Genomic DNA, 17,831 nt, shown 5'->3' with positions numbered 1-17,831 from the left:
CTCAGGTCACTGGGGCCGGGCCGTGCGAGTCGTCCAGTGCCCCCGGGCAGACGTCGTCGGCGCTTCACTCCTGACGGACCGACGGGACAGTCACCAGGGCGAGCTGGCGGAGGGCGGCCTGTGACGGGGAGCCGGGTTCGGCGATGGCGAGGACGATGTGCCGTTCCTCGTCCTGCGGGGGACGCAGGCTGTGCTGCCGGACGGTGAGGCTGCCGACCAGCGGGTGGTGCATCTCGTACACCGCGGAGTCACAGGGGCTGACCCTGTGATCGGCCCACATGGCGGCGAACTCCGCACTCCTCGTGGTCAACTCGTCGACGAGCGAGGTGAGAAGCGTGTCATCGGGGTGCCGGCCGGCCGTCATACGGAGGTTCTCGACGGCGGCCCTCGCCTTGCTCGGCCAGTCGGCGTACAGCGCGCGGGTGTGGGGGTCGAGGAAGATCAGGCGGACCAGGTTGGGCCGGTTGCCGGGATCCGCCGGGCCGGCCGGGTCGAGGTGGGAGGCGAACAGCGCGTGCCCCGTCCGGTTCCAGGCCAGGACGTCACCGCGCCGCCCGCTGACGAGGGCGGGAACGTCACCGACAGCCTCCAGCAGGTCGAGGGTCGCCGCGTCCAGGTGTTCGGCGGGCGGGCGGTGGACGGCCGTACGCCGCTTCGCGCGGTCCGCCAGGTCGTGGAGGTGGCGCTGCTCGGCCTTGTCCAGGTGCAGCGCCCGGCCGATGGCGTCGAGGACCTCCGGTGAGGGGCCCATGGACTGGCCCTGTTCCAGACGGGTGTAGTACGAGGAACTCACACCGGCCAGCAGCGCCAGTTCCTCACGGCGCAAGCCGGGCACCCGGCGCCGGTCTCCGTAGTCCGGCAGCCCGACATCCTCCGGACGCAGCCGAGCCCGCCGAGTCCGCAGGAAGTTCCCGAGTTCTCGCTGTCCGCTCATGTGGCCCAGTATGCGGGCCTCGCGTGCCGGGAACCTGACCCGGCCGGGGATAGGCACGGTCAGGTCTGGCGCGGTCGCCGTGATGCGGCTGGCATGGGTTCCGCACCGTTCACCCGTCGCGACGACGGCACCGGCGTGCGCCGCACCTCTCGTAAGGACGTCCACATGACCGGGCTCTTCGGCACCGCCGCTCCGTCCGGGGCGCCATTGCGGGAGCTGTCCGGCCGAGACCGCCGACGCGTACGGGCCGTGCCACGCCGGACAGCCTCGTCGCCCCTTGAGAAAGCGCAGGGAAAGCCACATGAACACCATCACCCTGGGTGACGTCACCCTCACCCGTGTCCGGGAGTACTTCGGGCCCGTGGACATGACCCCCGAGATGTTCTTCGCGGACAGCCACGCGCAGACATGGGAAGAACACCGCACCATGCTGGTCCCGGACTTCCTGGACGACGGCACCGGGATCGTCAACGCGGCGATCCAGACCTGGCTCCTGCGCAGCGAAGGCAGGACCATCCTCGTCGACACCGGCGTGGGCAATCACAAGGAGCGCCCCTACGCCCCTGTATGGAGCCGGATGGACACCGGATTCCTCGACAACCTCGCCCGCGCCGGAGTCCGCCCCGAGGACGTGGACATCGTGATCAACACACACCTTCACATCGATCACGTCGGCTGGAACACGTATCTCGACGGGCGTACCTGGGTGCCCACTTTCCCCAACGCCACCTACCTGATGCCGAAGGACGACTTCGACTTCTGGAACCCGGAGAACGGCCACACGAGCGTACTCGGCCGCGGCAACCAGAACGTGTTCGAGGACAGTGTCGCCCCGGTGCACCAGGCCGGCCAGACACTGCTGTGGGAGGACAGCCACCAGATCGACGCCGCTCTGCGCCTGGAGTCCGCCCCGGGGCACACCCCCGGGTCCTCCGTACTGATCCTCACCTCCGGGACGGACCGCGCGGTCTTCGTCGGCGACCTGCTGCACAGCCCGGTACAGATCCTCGAACCGGACTGCAACAGCTGCTTCTGCGAGGACCCCGCGCGGGCACGCGCCACCCGCCGCAAGATCCTGGGCTGGGCGGCGGACCACCACGCCCTCGTCGTGCCCGCGCACCTGGGCGGCCACGGCGCCGCACACGTGGTACGCGACGGCGGCAACTTCGCGATCAAGGACTGGGCTTCCTTCGTCCCCTACCCCGAACAGGGCTGAGCCCTGCGGAAAGGCACTCCGGTGAACCCTCGCACCAACCCCGTCGTCACCACGACGCGGGGACCCGTCCGCGGCCTGCGCCGGGGCGGCGTCGCCGCGTTCCTGAACATCCCTTACGCCGCCCCGCTCCGTGGCGCCGGACGGTTCGCGGCGCCCCGCCCGCACGAACCATGGGACGGCATACGGGACGCCACGACGCCGGGGCCCAATGCTCCACAGCCCGGACGCGAGTTCGGCCGTCTGGACATGTCCCCCTACTTCGGGGCCGGTTGGAGCCGTGGCGAGGACTACCTCACGGTCAACGTCTGGACGCCCGCCGACCCGGACGGCGACCTGCCCGTCATGGTGTTCGTCCACGGCGGTGGGTTCGTCGCCGGGTCGACGCGGTCCGCGCTGTACGACGGTTCCGCCTTCGCCCGCGACGGTGTCGTCCTCGTCACCCTCAACTACCGGCTCGGCATCGCGGGGTTCCTCGACCTTCCCGGGGCGCCTGCCAACCGCGGGCTGCTCGACGTCGTGGCCGCGCTGCGCTGGGTACGGGACAACATCGCCGCCTTCGGCGGTGCCCCGCACAACGTCACCCTGTTCGGCCAGTCGGCGGGGGCGACCGTCGTCGGGGGCGTCCTGGCCACTCCCGAGGCCGCGGGACTGTTCCACCGGGCGATCGTCCAGAGCGGCAACGGTCTGGGCGCGTTCACGCCCGAGCAGGCCGCCCGCGTCGCCGGGGCGGCGGCCCGGACCCTGGGCGTCGAACCGCACGTCGACGCCTTCGCGGAGATCCCGGACGCCCGCCTGGTGGAAGCGGCCTCCGCGCTCGCCGGCACGGACCTGCGGACGGCCACCCACCACGACCCGCTGGTCGGGCTCAGCCCTTTCAGCCTGGTCCTGGACACCCAGCCCGCGCAATCCGTCGCCGCGGGCCCCGGCGCCGGCGTCGACCTGCTCGTCGGGACCAACACGGAGGAGGGAAACCTCTACCTGGTCCCGATGGGCACCTACGCCACCTCGACCCGTGCGGACGTCGATGCCCTCGCGGCACGTGTGCATCCCGATCCGGTCCGGCTCGTGGACACGTACCGCAGGACCCGCCCGAGGGCGGCCTTCGGCGAACTGCGGTCGGCCATCATGGGCGACGCCCTGTTCGGCGCGGGCAGCCGGGCCCTGGCCGACGCACACACCGACCGGTCCGGTGGCGCCACCTACGCGTACGAGTTCGCGTGGCGCTCCCACGCCCTGGACGGACAACTGGGCGCCGCCCACGCGGTGGAGCTCCCCTTCGTCTTCGATCTCACGCACCTGTCCCGGCTGCACGGTGCCCATGCCCTGCTCGGCCCCGACAGACCGCCCGCCGGTCTCGCCCCCCGTATGCACGAGACATGGATCCGGTTCGCCAGGACCGGTGATCCCGGCTGGGTCCCGTACGACACCGTGCGCCGGGCCACCATGCGTATCGACGCCGACTGGACGCAGACCGACGACCCTCGCGGCCGGGAACGCCAGGCATGGACCTGATCGGGCACGCACGCCGTGCGACGCGTTCCTTCACGAGGCGAGCTGTCCGCACCGGGCGAGTGCGACAGCCATGGGTCGTGACGGGAGCCGTTCCCTCCAGAGCGCCGACGGACCGCGCGAACCAGTCCTCCTCGAACCGTTCGGCGGCGACTGCGGCGGCTCTGGCAACGACCCGGAGCATCTCTTTGCCGAGGGACCGCATTTCGTGCGAGCCCCGCAACGTTCTGCGGCGTGAAGGGCCTGCGGTGCTCGGTGCCGGTGCCGGTGCCAGGCCGAGGGACGGGTCAGCGGGAACCGTCGCCTGGATGGTCGGCCCTCGCCCGCCGCCGATCCGGCCGCCCTGGGAATGGTCTCGTTGATGAGGCCGGCCAGGCGGTGCAGCTGTGCGGCGAGTACGCGCTGCTCCTGCGGAGTGAACTGCGACAGGGCCGCGTACTGGCGCGCGCAGCTGGGCCCGCATGACCGCGAGGTGTGCGGCGCCTTCCTGGGCGAGGCGGATGAGGACCTGGCGCTCGTCGCGCGGTGAGCGGCGCTGGGTGACCACGCTCCTGCCCTCGACCGCCCGCAGCTGAGACGGCCACGGTCTGAGACGGCTCATGCGGGGTACCGTCCTCGCCGAACAGCGGCACCCGCGCCACGTCGGGATGCCGACGAGGTCCTGGACGACGTACGCGACTACGTCGTCGAACACCTCGCAGACCCAGAGGCCGTTCTGATCGTGGATGACACCGGGCCTGAAGAAGGGCGTCCGCTCGGCCGGTGTGCAAGGGCACAAGGAAGCCAAGCCGCTGCTGCCGAAGACGGTGCGGATCTCCGCGCTGCGCAAGCTCCGGTTCGACGCCAAGGGCCGGCCGGTGAAGGACGATGGCTACGACGAACACGCCGCCGCCGTCACGACGACCGCGGCCGTGCTCACCGGGGCCGGCTACGGCATGCCGCTGTCCTGGCAGACCGAGATTGCCCACCGCCTGCCGTACGGCTACACCCAGCACGCCGACCTGACGATGCGTGCCCCGGACGCCGGCGTGCCCGCGATGCTCCTGGAGGTCGACCGGGTCACCGAGCCCGTCGACGACCTGGTGGACAAGTTGCGTCGCTACACCGAGTGGTTCGAGCGCCTGACGCAGAAGGCCGACGCGCTCAAGGAGATGATGGCCCGTCAAAAAGCCGAGACGGTGCACGACTTCCGGCCGTGGTCGCGGCTCTACCCCGCGACGGGCCGCGAGGGTTACGTGCCGGTGGCGTTCGTCTTCACGCGTAAGACCGCCGCGCAGCGCGAGAGCCGGATGCGGCGCCTGGAGCAGGCCGCCCGCCGCTACTTCGCCGGCACCCCGCACCGGGCGAAGGGAGGCCGCCGACCGTACGGAGGCTGAGCGCGTCGCGCGCCGCCGGGCGGAGGAAGCCGAACGCGCGGCATCCAAGCGCCGGCCGTGAAGCCCCGCAGCCGGTTCGACATCGGGCGCCGCCGGTGGCGGCTGGAAAGCTGATCGCGTGAACGGAGACGAGCAGCCGCTGAACCGGCGCGTCTACGGCGATACGCCCTGACCACGGCAACAGAATGAGGCGGTACCGCACCCACGTTGGCCGTGCCGTTGAGAGCACGCTGCGGTGGAGCCGGGCTTCCTGCCGGTCACTTCCGACCCCCGAGTATCTGGTTGATATTAATCATTTGTAGATCGAATGGAAATCGGGGCCCATGAGGATGTCTGTGCCGTCTGATCACAGACTGCTACGCCAAGAGGAAAGGCATTCTCATGAGATACGGCAGAACCAGCCTGTGGGCTGCGGGTTCGGCCCTGGCCGCGGCGATGGCGCTCGTCGGCACCCTCGCCCCGGGCGCCAGCGCCGAGCAGCAGCGCGACGGTAACAGCGAGAAGAGCGTCCCGATCTCACAGGTTGTCGGCGCCGACAACCTGCGGAAGATGAACGAGCAGCGACCCCTCGTCGCCGCTGCGAGCATCCTCGCCAAGGCCCAGGAGCGGGGCCACTACGAGGGCTACACGGGCATCGGCCTTCAGGAAGACCACGTCACCCTCTGGTGGAAGGGCGACCTGCCCGAGCCCGTACAGCGGGCCGCGGAGCGGGCCCGCAGAACCGCCCCCGTGCACATCGTCGCCGCGGACCACTCGCTGGCCGAACTCAAGGACGCCTCCGAGCTGTTACAAGCCCGGCTGGAGAAGGACCCCTCGCTCGGCCACAGCGTCAAGATCCCCACTGACGGCAGCGGACTGGTCCTGGCACAGGACACCACCCGCGCAGCACGCACCGCCTCCGTCGGGCAGGACCACAGCACGGTCGACCGGATCGCCGGCGTGTCCGTGAAGACGATCAGCGAGGAGCCTCTCCAGGAACGCTCGCGTGTGAACGACGGTGCGCCGTGGTCGGGCGGAGCACAGATAAACTTCGATGGCGGGGCGTGCACGGCCGGGTTCGGTGTGCGTGACGTAAGTGCGACCTACCTGCTCACCGCTGAGCACTGCGGTCGGAGCGGCAATCGGTTCACCAACCCGCAGGGCACCTACATCGGCACCTCCACCAAGTCCAGTGACGACCACGACGTGATGCTCATCCCCACGAACTCCGACAACTTCATGTACACCGGAGGACCCGACAGCGACGCGGGCGTGCGGGTCGACGGCTGGGACCACGTCTTCCCGGGTGAGTACCTGTGCCAGTCCGGGATCACCAGCGCACGGGCCACGGGCGGCCCGGTCTGCAACATGAAGGTCCTCTTCTTCTACAACGACTCCGAAGACCTGGTGGAGGCGGAGCAGATGGACGGCCGGGAGGCGGCCCGCAGCGGTGACAGCGGCGGCCCGATATACACCGCCTCGGCCGCCGGCGGCGCGATCGCCAAGGGCACGGTGACCCGTAGCGCGGGGGCGCGCCTGGGCTTCCAGGACTTCTACACGGCCACGCGGGACTTCGGCATCTGGATCAACAGGTAGATCCGTCCTCGCGGCCTGTGCCAGGGCCCGCCCGGCGTCCTCGGCGGCCGTGAAGGCCGGGAGGACGCCGGCTTCCGTCGCGGCGGCCTCGTCGAGCCGCAGCGCGGGCCGGTGGTGGGAGCCGAGGCGGGACGGCTGTCAGTGCGGCAGTTCCTGTCCCCGTACCAGGGGCAGGGTGCCGGCGAGCCGGACCGCTGGTGGGCCAAGCGCCGCCGGACGGGGCCGGGGACGCCCGGCAGCCGCAGCAGCCGCTCGCCGGCGGCGCGCAGGACGCGATTCTCGAAGGTGTCAGCCGTATACGTTCCGTAGCCGTACACCAACGCGGCGGCGGCCGAGGAGGAGTTGCACTGAGCGGCGGCCGGTCGCTCCGGAGCGGACGGGAGGCGCCGACGAGCCCCCCGGAAGGACCACTCCTGGATCAAGACGGTGGATCAGGGCTCAGCCTGCCCCGACTCCGGTAGGCCATCGGAACTAACACCCAGGTATGGCCGATAAGTCGACGTAGCCCCAGGAACGATCGAGACGTACCTTGAGAAGCCGACTAGTGCCCAGCGAGCGATCACTCCCGATCCGTTGGATGTGAGAAACGGGGAGGAACTCTTTGTTCCGCCGATTAATCGCCGTAGTGACGATGATGGCCGGGCTGGCAGCGACACTTGTCGTTCCGGCCTCCGCCACCGATTTCCCTGCGGCCACCACGCCCTTGGTCTCCTGGAACATGGAGGGGGCCAACAACGGCGCACCGACGGGCAGCAAGTGGACCAACACGGTCCGGCAGTTCGCGCTGCAGGCGCCGATCGTGATGGTTCAGGAGGCCGGCCCGCAGCCTCCATTGGGCAGCACCGCACAGCCCAACGGGACCTACACCACGGTAGACAGCCAGGGCAACACGCATCAGCACACCGTGCTGCACCACACCTGGGTCGTCGACTCCAGTTGGCGCAATCCCATCCCGACCCGTGAGGTCTACTTCCTGCCGACCGACGACGACGCGACCAACCTGCGCCGGATCGGCGGCCGGGTCAACGTCGCGCTCGTCCTGAGTGAGGGGCCCGACGAGATGACAGTCGTCGGCAACCCGGTCGACGCCGGCCGGAACGCGCTCGGGGCGCGGTTCGGCGACGAGTGGTACTTCACCTTCCATGGCCTGTCCGGCGGCGGCGGTGACTCCGTGCCGATGCTGAGAGCCATCAACGACTGGATCGCGGCCCTCGGGACCCAGCGTGGTGTGACCTACCACGCGACGATCGGTGGCGACTTCAACGTCAATCCGGAGGACCTCTCCGCGCGGGCCAACTTCCCGCAGGGCATGCAGATCCGCAGCTCGGGTAGGGCGACCCACCAGGGAGGCCGTGAGCTGGATTACTTCGTCACCACCCACCTGAATCTCGATACCCCGGTCGATGTCCGCTCCGAGGGCAACTCCGACCACCGGCCGGTCCAGTTCGGCCGGCTCAACGCGGCCGGGCCCACTCCGTCACCCGCCGCCAGTCCGATCGAAGAGCTCCGGGTGATGCCGGTCGGTGACGGGATCACGGTCGGTGCGAACAGCACCGACGAGACCGGCTACCGGGACGGACTGAGCACCCAGGCGGAGGCCATGACCATCGCCGCGTTGTTCGGTGGCGCGCTCAGTGTCATCTTCGGGCGCACGGATTTCGTCGGTGAGCAGAAGACCGGCAAGCGCGGCGACCCCGACCACATGGGGTTCGTGGGCAAGGGAATCGACGACATCAAGGCCCAGACGATCCCCGCGCTGACAACACTGCGGCCGAACATGATGACCCTGATCGCGGGCACGGCCGATCTGACCGGCGGTGCCGACGGCGCCGCGACGGCCGGGAAGATGCGGGGCTTCCTGGACGAGATCTACCGGACCTCGCCGACGACGACCGTCCTGCTCGGCACCCTGCCGCCGTCGACGAACCCGACGTACCAGGCCCGGATCGACGCCTACAACAGCGCGCTCCGCACGATGGCCTACGACAAGATCCAGGACGGCGCACGGCTGGTGCTGGTCGACATGGGCGCGGTGACCACGGAGGACATCACCGACGAGATCTACCCGACCGACGCCGGCTACAAGAAGATCGCGGACGCCTTCGCCGCGGGCACTCGGATCGCGCTCCTGCAGCACATGATCAGCGGCCGCTCGTACGCCTGGAAGCCGATCGGCAAGATCCGGGACGCCGCCGCGACCGGCTCGAAGACCGCCTTCCCCGACCTGAACGGCGATGGCAAGGCCGACTACGCGGTGGTCGGAACGGACGGCAAGGTCACCGGCTGGCGCAACGACGACCCGACCAAGGAAGCGGTCTCACTGGGCGACATCAGCCCGGCCGACCGCGGGAACAACCCGGATGAGGTCTACTTCGCCGACCTGGACGGTGACGGCAAGGACGACTACATCCGGATCCTGCCGCCGGCCGACTCACCGACCGGCATCGTCGCGATGCGGATGTCGCGCAACACCAGCAGCGGCGACAGCATCAGTTGGGGCACCGCGACGATCGTCGCGAACAACCTCGGCTACCCGCCGCAGATGTACTTCGCCGACCTCGACGGTGACCACCGCGAAGACCTGATCACGCTGGACCGGATGAGCTTCCCGACCGCCTGGCAGAACAAGGGCGAGGAAATGCCGACTCCGGGCGGCTGGAGCAAGATCTCGGGCTTCGCCACTCCCGGTGAGTCGCCCGCCGGGCAGGTCGCCTTCGCCGACATCACCGGTGACGGCAAGGCCGATACGGTCCGGGTCGAGTTCACCACCGGTGACGTCCGGGCCTGGGAGAACACCGGCTCGCCGTGGACCGTCACCTCCGGCTGGAAGTCGCTGGGCGTGATCCGCGCCGGCGACCCGTTCCAGGGCACCACCGGGACCTTCGCCGACCTCAACGGCGACAGGATCCAGGACTTCACCCTGACCCGCTCCGGAACTACGACTACGGCTACGACGGCGAAGACCGCCCTCAAGGCAGCCAAGGCGGCCCAGGAGGCCACGGCGAGTGGTGCCGGTGACATCGAGGGCTGGCTGGTGCCGAGCTACGGCGACGGCAGCCGCACCGACGGAGGTGCCGGTGATCTCGGTGTCAACGGCGGTGTCGGCGACCCTATGGAGTCGCACCCCGGTGGCGACGACGGCGGTACGCGGCCGGCCGCGACCGGCGACTGCCGACCGGACGGTCTGGCGACCACTCCGGGTGTGGCGACGCCGTACTGCAAGATCTACCAGAGCGACGGCCGCGAATGGCTCGGTGAGGGACGCAGCCGCCGGGTCGTGGGCTACTTCAACGGTGGCCGCACGGGCGCCGACGGCACACCGCACTACCTGGTGAAGAACATCCCGTGGTCGAAGGTGACCCACCTCAACTACGCGTTCGCGTCGGTGGAGAACAACAAGATCAAGGTCGACTCGAACGCCACCCAGAAGGAGTGGCCCGGCGAGGCCGGCGCCGAGATGGATCCCTCGCTGCCCTACAAGGGGCACTTCAACCTGCTGACGAAGTACAAGCGCCTGCACCCGCGGGTGAAGACGCTGATCTCGGTCGGTGGCTGGGCCGGTTCCGGTGGCTTCTACACGATGACCACCAACGCCGACGGCTCGGTCAACCAGGGTGGGATCGACACGTTCGCGAGCTCGGTCGTGGACTTCCTGCGGACCTACGGGTTCGACGGTGTCGACATCGACTTCGAGTACCCCACGGTCCTCGAGGACACCGGCAATCCGGCCGACTGGGCGGTGTCGAACCCGCGCCGCAAGGGCCTGCCCACGACATACGCCGCGCTGATGAAGGCGCTGCGGGACTCGCTGAACCGGGCTTCCGTCGCGGACGGCAAGTACTACCTGCTCACCTCGGCGTCGTCGGCCTCCGGCTACCTGGCCCGCGGGATGGCGAACCAGACCGCGCTGAAGTACCAGGACTTCACCAACCTGATGGCCTACGACTACCACGGCACCTGGAACGACGTCGTGGGCCCGAACGCGGCACTGTTCGACGACGGCAAGGACCCCGAACTGGCCGACCAGTACGCCACCCCGGAGTACGGGAGGATCGGGTACTTCAACACCGACTGGGCGATGAAGTACATGCGTGGCGCGATGCAGGCCGGGCGCGTCAACATCGGTGTGCCCTACTACACGCGCGGCTGGCAGAACGTCACCGGCGGCACCAACGGCCTGTGGGGTACGTCGTCCAAGCCGAGCGGCTGCGAGCCGGGTACGGGCATCAAGCGGCCGTGCGGTGACGGTGCCTTCGGCATCGACAACATCTGGCACGACGAGACCAGCAACGGCAGCGAGCTCGGCTCCGGGACGAACCCGCTGTGGCACGCCAAGAACCTGGAGAAGAACATCACCCCGGTCTACGCCCCCAGCGTCGGGCTGAAGCCGCACACCGACGTCACCGACCGGCGCACGGGTTACTACACCCGGTACTGGGACGACACCACCAAGACGTCGTGGCTGTGGAACGCCGAGAAGAAGGTGTTCCTTTCGACCGAGGACGAGCAGGGCATCGACGCGGTCACCGATCTGGTCAAGTCGACCGGTGCGGGCGGCGTGATGATGTGGGAACTCGGCGGCGACTACGCCTGCCCGGCCGACGTCCAGCCGGACACCCCGTGCGGGATGGGGTACACGCTGACCACCCGGCTGAACCAGAAGCTGGGCAATGCCACTGCCTACGACAACGATCTGCGCACCGGCAGCAGCGGTGCCGCGCCGGCAGTGACGGCCAACGTGAGCGTCGAGTTGGTCAACTACCCGACTTCGACGGCGAACCTGTGGCCGTTGCAGCCGACCGTCCGGATCACCAACAACACCGGGCGCACGCTCGGCGGTGGCAAGGACACGAAGCTGTCGTTCGACATCCCGGCCTCGACGTCATGGCTGGTCAAGGACGGCAACTGGCAAACCGATGCCCAAGGCGGCCAGTGGAAACTGACACCCGGTGCCACGCTCCACCGGATCAGTACGACGCTGGACTACTGCCAGATCATCCCGGCCGGGAAGTCGCTCGACTTGCCGATCATCTACTACCTCCCGATCACCGGTCCGGTGAACACGAGTCTGTCGATCGGCGGTACGGCGTACGCACCGGTGACCGACAACCTCAAGGGACTCGGTACGGCGACCCCGCCGGCCGGTGGCTGCAGCGCCGGGAACTGGGACGCGACCAAGGCCTACTCCCCGGCCAGCCAGCCGATCGAGCAGACCACGGTCAAGTACAACGGCAAGGTCTGGAAGGCCAAGTGGTGGACGCAGGGCGATGCCCCCGGCACCGGGGCCGACGCCGACCACGAGCCCTGGAAGCTGATCGGCACCGCCAGCTGACCGTTTCCAGCCACCCCGCCTGACACTCCACGTCCTGACCACATAACCGGAGAGTGCTTCTGACCCGCAACGATGGGACATGTGCAGGGTCCTGTTGGCTGCACGGAGAGAAGCACTCTCCAGGTGAGCAAGCGTGTCGGGTTGTACCCGCGGGCTCGTGTCGAGGGCGGTGGCAGTGGGTTGGTCTCGCAGGCCGGGGCGGTGCTGATGGTCGGAACGGTCCGCAAGGTGGGCCTGGACACCGCGATATCGGCGGCGCCGACGCCGTGGCGCAAGCCGCTGACGGTGCACGACCCGGGCACGGTCCTGCCGGATATCGCGCTCTCGACGGCTCTGGGGGGACTGCCTGGCCGATGTCGCCATGCTGCGGGCCCGAGCGCGGCAGAGTGCCGGCCTTCCTGGCACGCTCGCGTGCTCGCAGCATGGACTCGGCGAACGCCTGCACCGGCGGTCGCAACGGGAGCGGGACGGCGTGGAACCGCGACCTCGAGGGCGAGACGGCGTCCGCTCCCTACGCCGTCGACCACCCAGACCGGGATGCCGCCCTGACCCCGGCGCAGCGGGCCGCCGCCGCTCAGGCCCACCGGCAGGCCGCGATGCCCGAGGAGTATCTGGAGGGCCGCACGACCGACCTGGCGACGTGGCGGCGCACACCGAAGAGCCTGGACCAGCTCGCCGCCTTCACCCGTGCCGCCGACACCCGCCGCCGCGTCATGGAGGACAGGAAGGCCGCGGCGGCCGCCCCTACCAGCCGTGTCGACCAGCACCGCCAGGAGCACGAGCAGCAGCGCCAGCAGCCGGGTCACGACCAGGGCCACGGTTCCCGGCCGTGACCGTCCGGCGGGACGCAGATCGAAGCCGCCGCGCCAGAACCCGGGACACGACCGGCGCTCCGGCTCCAGAGACATCAGGGCGCAGCGAAAGTACGGGGACCCGCGCGAACGAGGAGTAAGCATCGTCGACCTGATCCTGATACGGCTCTCATCGGAGCAGCGGGAGCACCTGGACCGGCTCACCGACGCCAGCCGCCTGCGACGGGCGGAGTTGTCGACACCGGCGCCGCTGCCCGTCCGGCGCCGGCGTGGAACTCCGCCGCGCGGCCTTCTCCTCCTTACTGCCCTGCTCCTGCCGCACCAGCTCCACGTAGTCGCAGGCCCGCAGGATCTGAACGGGGACGAGCTGGGGCCCCTTCGGCGATGTCGTCTCCTGTTCGCTGGCCGGATGCCTGCTGCGCCCGGCCGGTTGTCCTACGGTGCGCGCCCGGCCCTGTGGACAGAGACCGCACTCCGTGGCACGGCGCAGATGTGACGCCAGTCACCGGTAAACCCGTACTGCAAGGGACGGTCGAGGGGGAATCGGGCGCTTGTTGTCGATGGCCGTCAGACCGCGGACAAGGGGTGGCTGCACACGGTAGCTCCCGTCCGTGCGCAGATCCGCGCTCGGGCCGGACGACTGCCGACCCGGCCGCGTACGGCCGGGGAAACCCGAGGACGTGATGACCACCGCACCCGACCCGCACACCCTGCTGGCCCTGGCGGACTCCGCTGCGACGGCGGGCCTCACCGACACAGGACTGGCCATCAACTTCTGATCAGCGAAGACGGCACCACGAGTTCAACCTCAGTAACCCGTCCATGCATCTCCTGGCCCGTACCGCCCGACTACGCCGAAGCCTCGGCCCCTGCGCTGGGGGCGAATCCGCTCCCCTGCTCGGCGAACACCTTGATCGCGGCGCCCAGGAAATCCACCAAACCGGGGTGATAGAAATCGTGGAACGCCCTCATGGCCTCGTCCTCGGCGTAAAAGAGCGACATGCCGACATAAGCCTCCCTGGAGGGAGTGTAGAACCGGCAGGCGATGTCGAAGTGCCTGCGGACGAGCTCCTGGATCTGCTGGTCCCCTGGCAGGGAGCCGCCGTCCAGCAAAATTGTGATCTCCCGGTACAGGACGTCCCAGTCCCGGTGGACCTGCTCCCTGTCCACATGTTCCCAGTTGTTGGTCCCGGCAAGGCTCTTCGCCTGCTCCTCGGCCAACGACCGGCGACACTCGTCCTCGTAATTGTTCCCCACGGCACCGGTTCCCATCGTTTCGTCACCTCTCCGGTGGAACCCCGAGAGGCCGCGACATGTCAACATCGACCGGCCGCCGATGATCAACTGCCGCTCCAGGCCGAACGGTGACACACAGCCACCGGGTCGGCAAACCATTTCCTGGACCCTACGGCGCTCCGTCCCGGTCAGCCGGCGGCAAAAGGCGCCGCCCGAATTCCCGCGGTGACCTTGCGCGGCGGGACGAGCTCGGCTGGCACCGGGTCCGGTTCCATGACGGCCGGTCGACCGGTCTCCACGACGGAACACGGGTTCGGACGCGGAACCGTACGGTGCGGGTCTCACCACCGCGGTCTGCTCGTCCGCCGAGTCGGCGGCCGCTTCAGGGGACTCGGTGCGGGGCCGGTCCTGCGATCGCGTCATAGCCGGGGACCATAGCGGCAAGCACTGACAAGCCGGGCGACCTGCGGGTATTCGACAACACCGACATCCCTTCGCCGTGACCACCCTGCCAACCCACGCGCGCGCCTACGCCTTCGGCAGTTGCCCGGCCGCCCGTCCGAGCCCCGGTACATCAGCCCTCCGATCCGCTCGCCGACTACGGCGGCCAGCCGCTGTACCTTCGTTTCGACGTCGGCGAGCCAGGCAGACCGCGGATCGGCCAGGGCTTGCTGCATCCGCTCGGCCGGCCGCTGGCCAAGACGCGCCTCTACGTCGGCGAGGTACGCATTCAGGTCGCGCCTGATACTGCACCGAGCTCCCCAGAGAGTCGATGGCGTCCCGCATCGGCTCCCACTGGGATATCGCGGCGGCGGCGCGCCGGGCCGCGTCAGGCAGGGGCTGGGAAAGGTCAGAAGACGACCTGAGATCACCCTGCCATGGGGCCCTGACAGACCGCCGGGCGACAACGTGGTAACCGGTCCAGGCTGCGCGAGGCGGCGATCCGGGTCCTCGCTCAAGAGATGGGCCTGAGGTGCTGCTGTCGGTGGCGTACTGCGAGATCTGCGGCGCGACCTGCACGAGTACACCGACGGCCCCCACTTGGTGCCGGTCGGCAGGCCCCACCCGGCTTCGGGCGCCCGCGCCCCACTCGTCCTGGGGCACGAGTTCTGCGGCACGGTCACCGCCGTCGGCTCGGCCGTACGGAGCTGGCGACGGGTGACCGCGTCGGGGTCGAACTGCACCACCGCTGCGGCGCCTGCCCGCGCTGCCGGGCGGGCGAGTACGACATCTGCCGCTACTCCGGCTTCGCCGGGCTGGTGGGTCACGGCGGGCCGGCCGAGTACGCCCGGTCCCCTCGTACATGGCACACCGGCTGCCCGGCGAGGTGCCGCTGGAGCAGGCGGCCCTCTTCGAACCGGCCTCGGTCGCGCTGCACGCGCTGCGGCGCGGCGGGGACGCCGACAGCGTGGCCGTCGTGGGCCTGGGCCCGGTCGGGCTGCTGACCGTGCTGCTCGCCGCGTGGCGGGGAGTCCGGCGGATCGTCGCCTCCGACGTCAACCCCGTCCGGCTCGGCCGGCGCGCCTCGGCGCGGCCGAGGTGGTGGACGCCCGGGAGGAGGAAGCGGGGCTCCGGGCACGTGCCGCCTGCGGAGGCGAGGGCGCCGACGTGGCCTTCGAGGTGGTCGGCGCCCAGGCGGCGCTGGACACCTGCCTGGCGGCGACCCGTCGCGGCGGGCGGACGGTGCTGGTGGGGCTGGGGCGCCGCGTCGGCTTCGACTCCTCCGCGCTGGCCGACAACGAGCACGCGATCGTGGCCAGTGTCGGCTACCGGGACACCTATCCGGAGCTGATCCGGCTGCGTCGGGACGGAGGGCCTGGACCTCCGTTCCGTGGTGACGTCCGTCATCGCCCTCGACGACGTGGTGCGCGAGGGGTTCTTGTCGCCGCTGGACGGCGGCGATCAGATCAAGGTCCTGGTGTCGCCCTCTGCCCCGGCCTCGAAGGAGCACACCCCGGAGACCCCGGCGCACGCCGCCCAGCGATACGGACAGATGGTCGGCTGCGCACGACCGAGCCCGTGGTGCGGTCCGGCAACCGGCGTTGTCGGACCGCACCGAAGGCGATGCGAGGAGAAGCCGCCACGGCAGTCAGGCGAACATCGACGCGATCCGTCGAGGCCGTCCGCTGGCCGGTGACCAGGACAGCCCGTTTGTCATTCCGCAGTCGGAACGGCGCTGGTTCGAGAGACCACGGATCACCAGGTGACCGGCAACGCCTGCAGGCTGCGGAAGACCAGTTCCGGCACGTAGGTGAGCTCGGACTCGTCGACGGCGAGGCGGAGTCCCGGATACCGTTTCACCACGGACCCGATCGCCACCCGCATCTCCCGGCGGGCCAGTATCGCGCCGAGGCAGAAGTGCGGCCCGTGTCCGAAGGCGAGGTGTGCTGCCGGTCCTTCGCGCGTGATGTCGAAGCGGCCGGGGTCCGGGTACACACCGGGGTCGCGGTTGGCCGCGACGATGACCGGCAACACCGCCTCGCCCGCCCCGAGTTCGACGCCCTCCAGCGCGACGGGCTCGGTAGTGACCCGGACCTCGGCCGAGGTGAAGAGCCTGCTGTAGCGCAGCAGTTCGTCGACCGCCGGTCCGATCAGGTCCGGCGACGACCGGAGCAGCGCGAGTTGGTCCGGGTGGCGCAACAGGGTCAGCAACGAGTTGCCCAACTGGTTGACGGTCGTCTCGTGGCCGGCGATCAGCAGACCCTCGAGGTTGGCCAGCAGCTCGGGTTCGGTGAGGTGGTCGCCCTCGTCGTTGGCGGCGACCATCGCCGAGATCAACCCGTTGTCCGGCCGCGCCCGCTTCTGTCGCACCAGGTCGGCGAGCCAGTCCTGCATCTCGCTCTGCGCGGCCCGTAGTTCCTCCGGAGTGATGTCCGTGACGAACAGCCGTCTGGTCCACCTGCGGATGGCCGGCGCCTCGGAGTAGGGCACGCCGAGCAGCTCGCAGATGACCATCAACGGCAGTGGAGCGCACAGCCCTGCCACAAGGTCCGCGGTGGGTGCGAGGCCGTCGAGCAAGGAGTCCACGATGGACTGCACGCGTGGCTCGAGCTGATCGACCATGCGTGGGCTGAACGCCTGCGACATCAGCTTGCGCAGGCGGGCGTGGCGCTCGCCGTCCTGGCTGGAGACCAGCAGCGGGTCGGCGGCGACGGACAGTTTCAGCGAGCCGCCCGGATGTGTGGCCGCCTCCCGGCTGAACCGGCTGTCGCTCAGAACCTGGCGCACCGCCTTGTAGGAGAGGGCGAGCCAGACGTCTGCCGTACCCATCGTCGCGAGGACGGCCGGAGCCTGTGCCAGCAGAGCCTCGGCTTCGGGCTCGTTGTCGAGGTGGTGTGGTGTGGTGAAGGGGAACGTGGCTTGCATCGCTGCCTCCTGATCCATGTCACCGGGGCCGGGCATCGAGTGCCGGGCGCGAACGGCCGGACCAGACGCACGGACCGGTGACAGCTGGGTTTCGTGCCGCCGGGGGCGGTGGCGCTTCGCGATCGTCTCGAAGTCGAGGGGGTCGAACGGTGTCGATGAGGTCGAACGGTTCAGTCGGAGCTGTGAACGGCACCGGTGGCCGGTTCGCTCGATCCGCGTGGTGATCGCCGTGCGGGGTTTCCGCGGGTGGCCGGATGACGGTCGAGGACGTTCTTGCGCGTGAGTGCGATGGGGGATTCTAGGGCGTTGTCACCGGCGGCGTCGACGGTGCCCATGAATCCGGCCCGGCCACGGCGGTGCAGGGCGTGCACGATCTCCCGCTGCCCCAGGGGCGGTTCACCGGCGGATTCACCGGAGGTCACCGCGACGGGACGGCCGTACGAATCGACGCGCCTCACGGGGGGGGATAAATCTC

Annotated in this window: 10 protein-coding genes and 3 pseudogenes; 9 read left to right on the top strand and 4 right to left on the bottom strand. The window is 69.7% G+C overall.

Annotation, left to right across the window (positions count from 1 at the left end; translation table 11 throughout):
* Positions 1 to 64 precede the first annotated feature (64 nt).
* Positions 65 to 934, bottom strand: a complete 870-nt coding sequence (locus tag ACSURM_RS00445; RefSeq protein WP_436952301.1) for a helix-turn-helix domain-containing protein — start codon at positions 932 to 934, stop codon at positions 65 to 67.
* Positions 935 to 1,235: 301 nt separating this feature from the next.
* Between ACSURM_RS00445 and ACSURM_RS00440 the strand changes: the two genes are divergently transcribed.
* The 7 genes and pseudogenes from ACSURM_RS00440 to ACSURM_RS00410 all read left to right on the top strand — a co-directional run bounded on the left by ACSURM_RS00440 (position 1,236) and on the right by ACSURM_RS00410 (position 12,775).
* Entirely contained in the window at positions 1,236 to 2,150 is a 915-nt protein-coding gene (locus ACSURM_RS00440; protein WP_436952299.1) for an MBL fold metallo-hydrolase, read from the top strand.
* A 21-nt stretch (positions 2,151 to 2,171) separates the two neighbouring features.
* On the top strand, positions 2,172 to 3,662 hold the full coding sequence (locus ACSURM_RS00435; RefSeq protein ID WP_436952297.1) for a carboxylesterase/lipase family protein: 1,491 nt from the start codon (positions 2,172 to 2,174) through the stop codon (positions 3,660 to 3,662).
* Positions 3,663 to 4,320: 658 nt separating this feature from the next.
* Positions 4,321 to 4,999, top strand: a pseudogene (locus ACSURM_RS00430) (replication-relaxation family protein); the annotation flags it as partial.
* A gap of 417 nt (positions 5,000 to 5,416) precedes the next feature.
* Positions 5,417 to 6,610 carry a trypsin-like serine protease gene (locus ACSURM_RS00425; protein ID WP_436952295.1) on the top strand — a complete coding sequence of 398 codons (1,194 nt, stop codon included), beginning with the start codon at positions 5,417 to 5,419 and terminating at the stop codon, positions 6,608 to 6,610.
* A 601-nt stretch (positions 6,611 to 7,211) separates the two neighbouring features.
* Positions 7,212 to 11,942 (top strand): glycosyl hydrolase family 18 protein, encoded by a 4,731-nt coding sequence (locus tag ACSURM_RS00420; RefSeq protein ID WP_436952293.1) that lies wholly within the window; start codon positions 7,212 to 7,214, stop codon positions 11,940 to 11,942.
* 123 nt (positions 11,943 to 12,065) lie between these two features.
* Positions 12,066 to 12,315: pseudogene (locus ACSURM_RS00415) on the top strand (IS1380 family transposase); the annotation flags it as partial.
* A 49-nt stretch (positions 12,316 to 12,364) separates the two neighbouring features.
* Positions 12,365 to 12,775 (top strand): hypothetical protein, encoded by a 411-nt coding sequence (locus ACSURM_RS00410; protein WP_436961273.1) that lies wholly within the window; start codon positions 12,365 to 12,367, stop codon positions 12,773 to 12,775.
* Between the two features lie 828 nt (positions 12,776 to 13,603).
* Here ACSURM_RS00410 and ACSURM_RS00405 read toward each other — a convergent pair.
* Positions 13,604 to 14,098, bottom strand: a complete 495-nt coding sequence (locus ACSURM_RS00405; protein WP_436952292.1) for a TipAS antibiotic-recognition domain-containing protein — start codon at positions 14,096 to 14,098, stop codon at positions 13,604 to 13,606.
* An 854-nt stretch (positions 14,099 to 14,952) separates the two neighbouring features.
* Between ACSURM_RS00405 and ACSURM_RS00400 the strand changes: the two genes are divergently transcribed.
* Positions 14,953 to 15,435, top strand: coding sequence for an alcohol dehydrogenase catalytic domain-containing protein (locus tag ACSURM_RS00400; protein WP_436952290.1), 483 nt, complete (start codon positions 14,953 to 14,955; stop codon positions 15,433 to 15,435).
* A gap of 16 nt (positions 15,436 to 15,451) precedes the next feature.
* Positions 15,452 to 15,730: pseudogene (locus ACSURM_RS00395) on the top strand (zinc-binding dehydrogenase); the annotation flags it as partial.
* A gap of 456 nt (positions 15,731 to 16,186) precedes the next feature.
* Here ACSURM_RS00395 and ACSURM_RS00390 read toward each other — a convergent pair.
* Positions 16,187 to 17,356 (bottom strand): cytochrome P450 family protein, encoded by a 1,170-nt coding sequence (locus ACSURM_RS00390; RefSeq protein WP_436952288.1) that lies wholly within the window; start codon positions 17,354 to 17,356, stop codon positions 16,187 to 16,189.
* 170 nt (positions 17,357 to 17,526) lie between these two features.
* A complete protein-coding gene (locus ACSURM_RS00385; protein ID WP_436952286.1) occupies positions 17,527 to 17,814 on the bottom strand; it encodes a hypothetical protein in 288 nt (95 codons plus the stop codon).
* Positions 17,815 to 17,831 lie beyond the last annotated feature (17 nt).

Origin of the sequence: Streptomyces sp. SudanB182_2057 (assembly GCF_964272715.1) — a bacterium.
GTDB classification, from domain to species: Bacteria; Actinomycetota; Actinomycetes; order Streptomycetales; family Streptomycetaceae; genus Streptomyces; species Streptomyces rubradiris.
This window is presented reverse-complemented; position numbering and strand designations above follow the sequence as displayed.

Bases quoted from the DNA above. Each gene is read 5' to 3' on its own strand.
- ACSURM_RS00445 (WP_436952301.1), bottom strand. From the start codon at position 934: ATGAGCGGACAGCGAGAACTCGGGAACTTCCTGCGGACTCGGCGGGCT.
- ACSURM_RS00440 (WP_436952299.1), top strand. From the start codon at position 1,236: ATGAACACCATCACCCTGGGTGACGTCACCCTCACCCGTGTCCGGGAG.
- ACSURM_RS00425 (WP_436952295.1), top strand. From the start codon at position 5,417: ATGAGATACGGCAGAACCAGCCTGTGGGCTGCGGGTTCGGCCCTGGCC.
- ACSURM_RS00410 (WP_436961273.1), top strand. From the start codon at position 12,365: ATGGACTCGGCGAACGCCTGCACCGGCGGTCGCAACGGGAGCGGGACG.
- ACSURM_RS00400 (WP_436952290.1), top strand. From the start codon at position 14,953: ATGGGCCTGAGGTGCTGCTGTCGGTGGCGTACTGCGAGATCTGCGGCG.
- ACSURM_RS00390 (WP_436952288.1), bottom strand. From the start codon at position 17,356: ATGCAAGCCACGTTCCCCTTCACCACACCACACCACCTCGACAACGAG.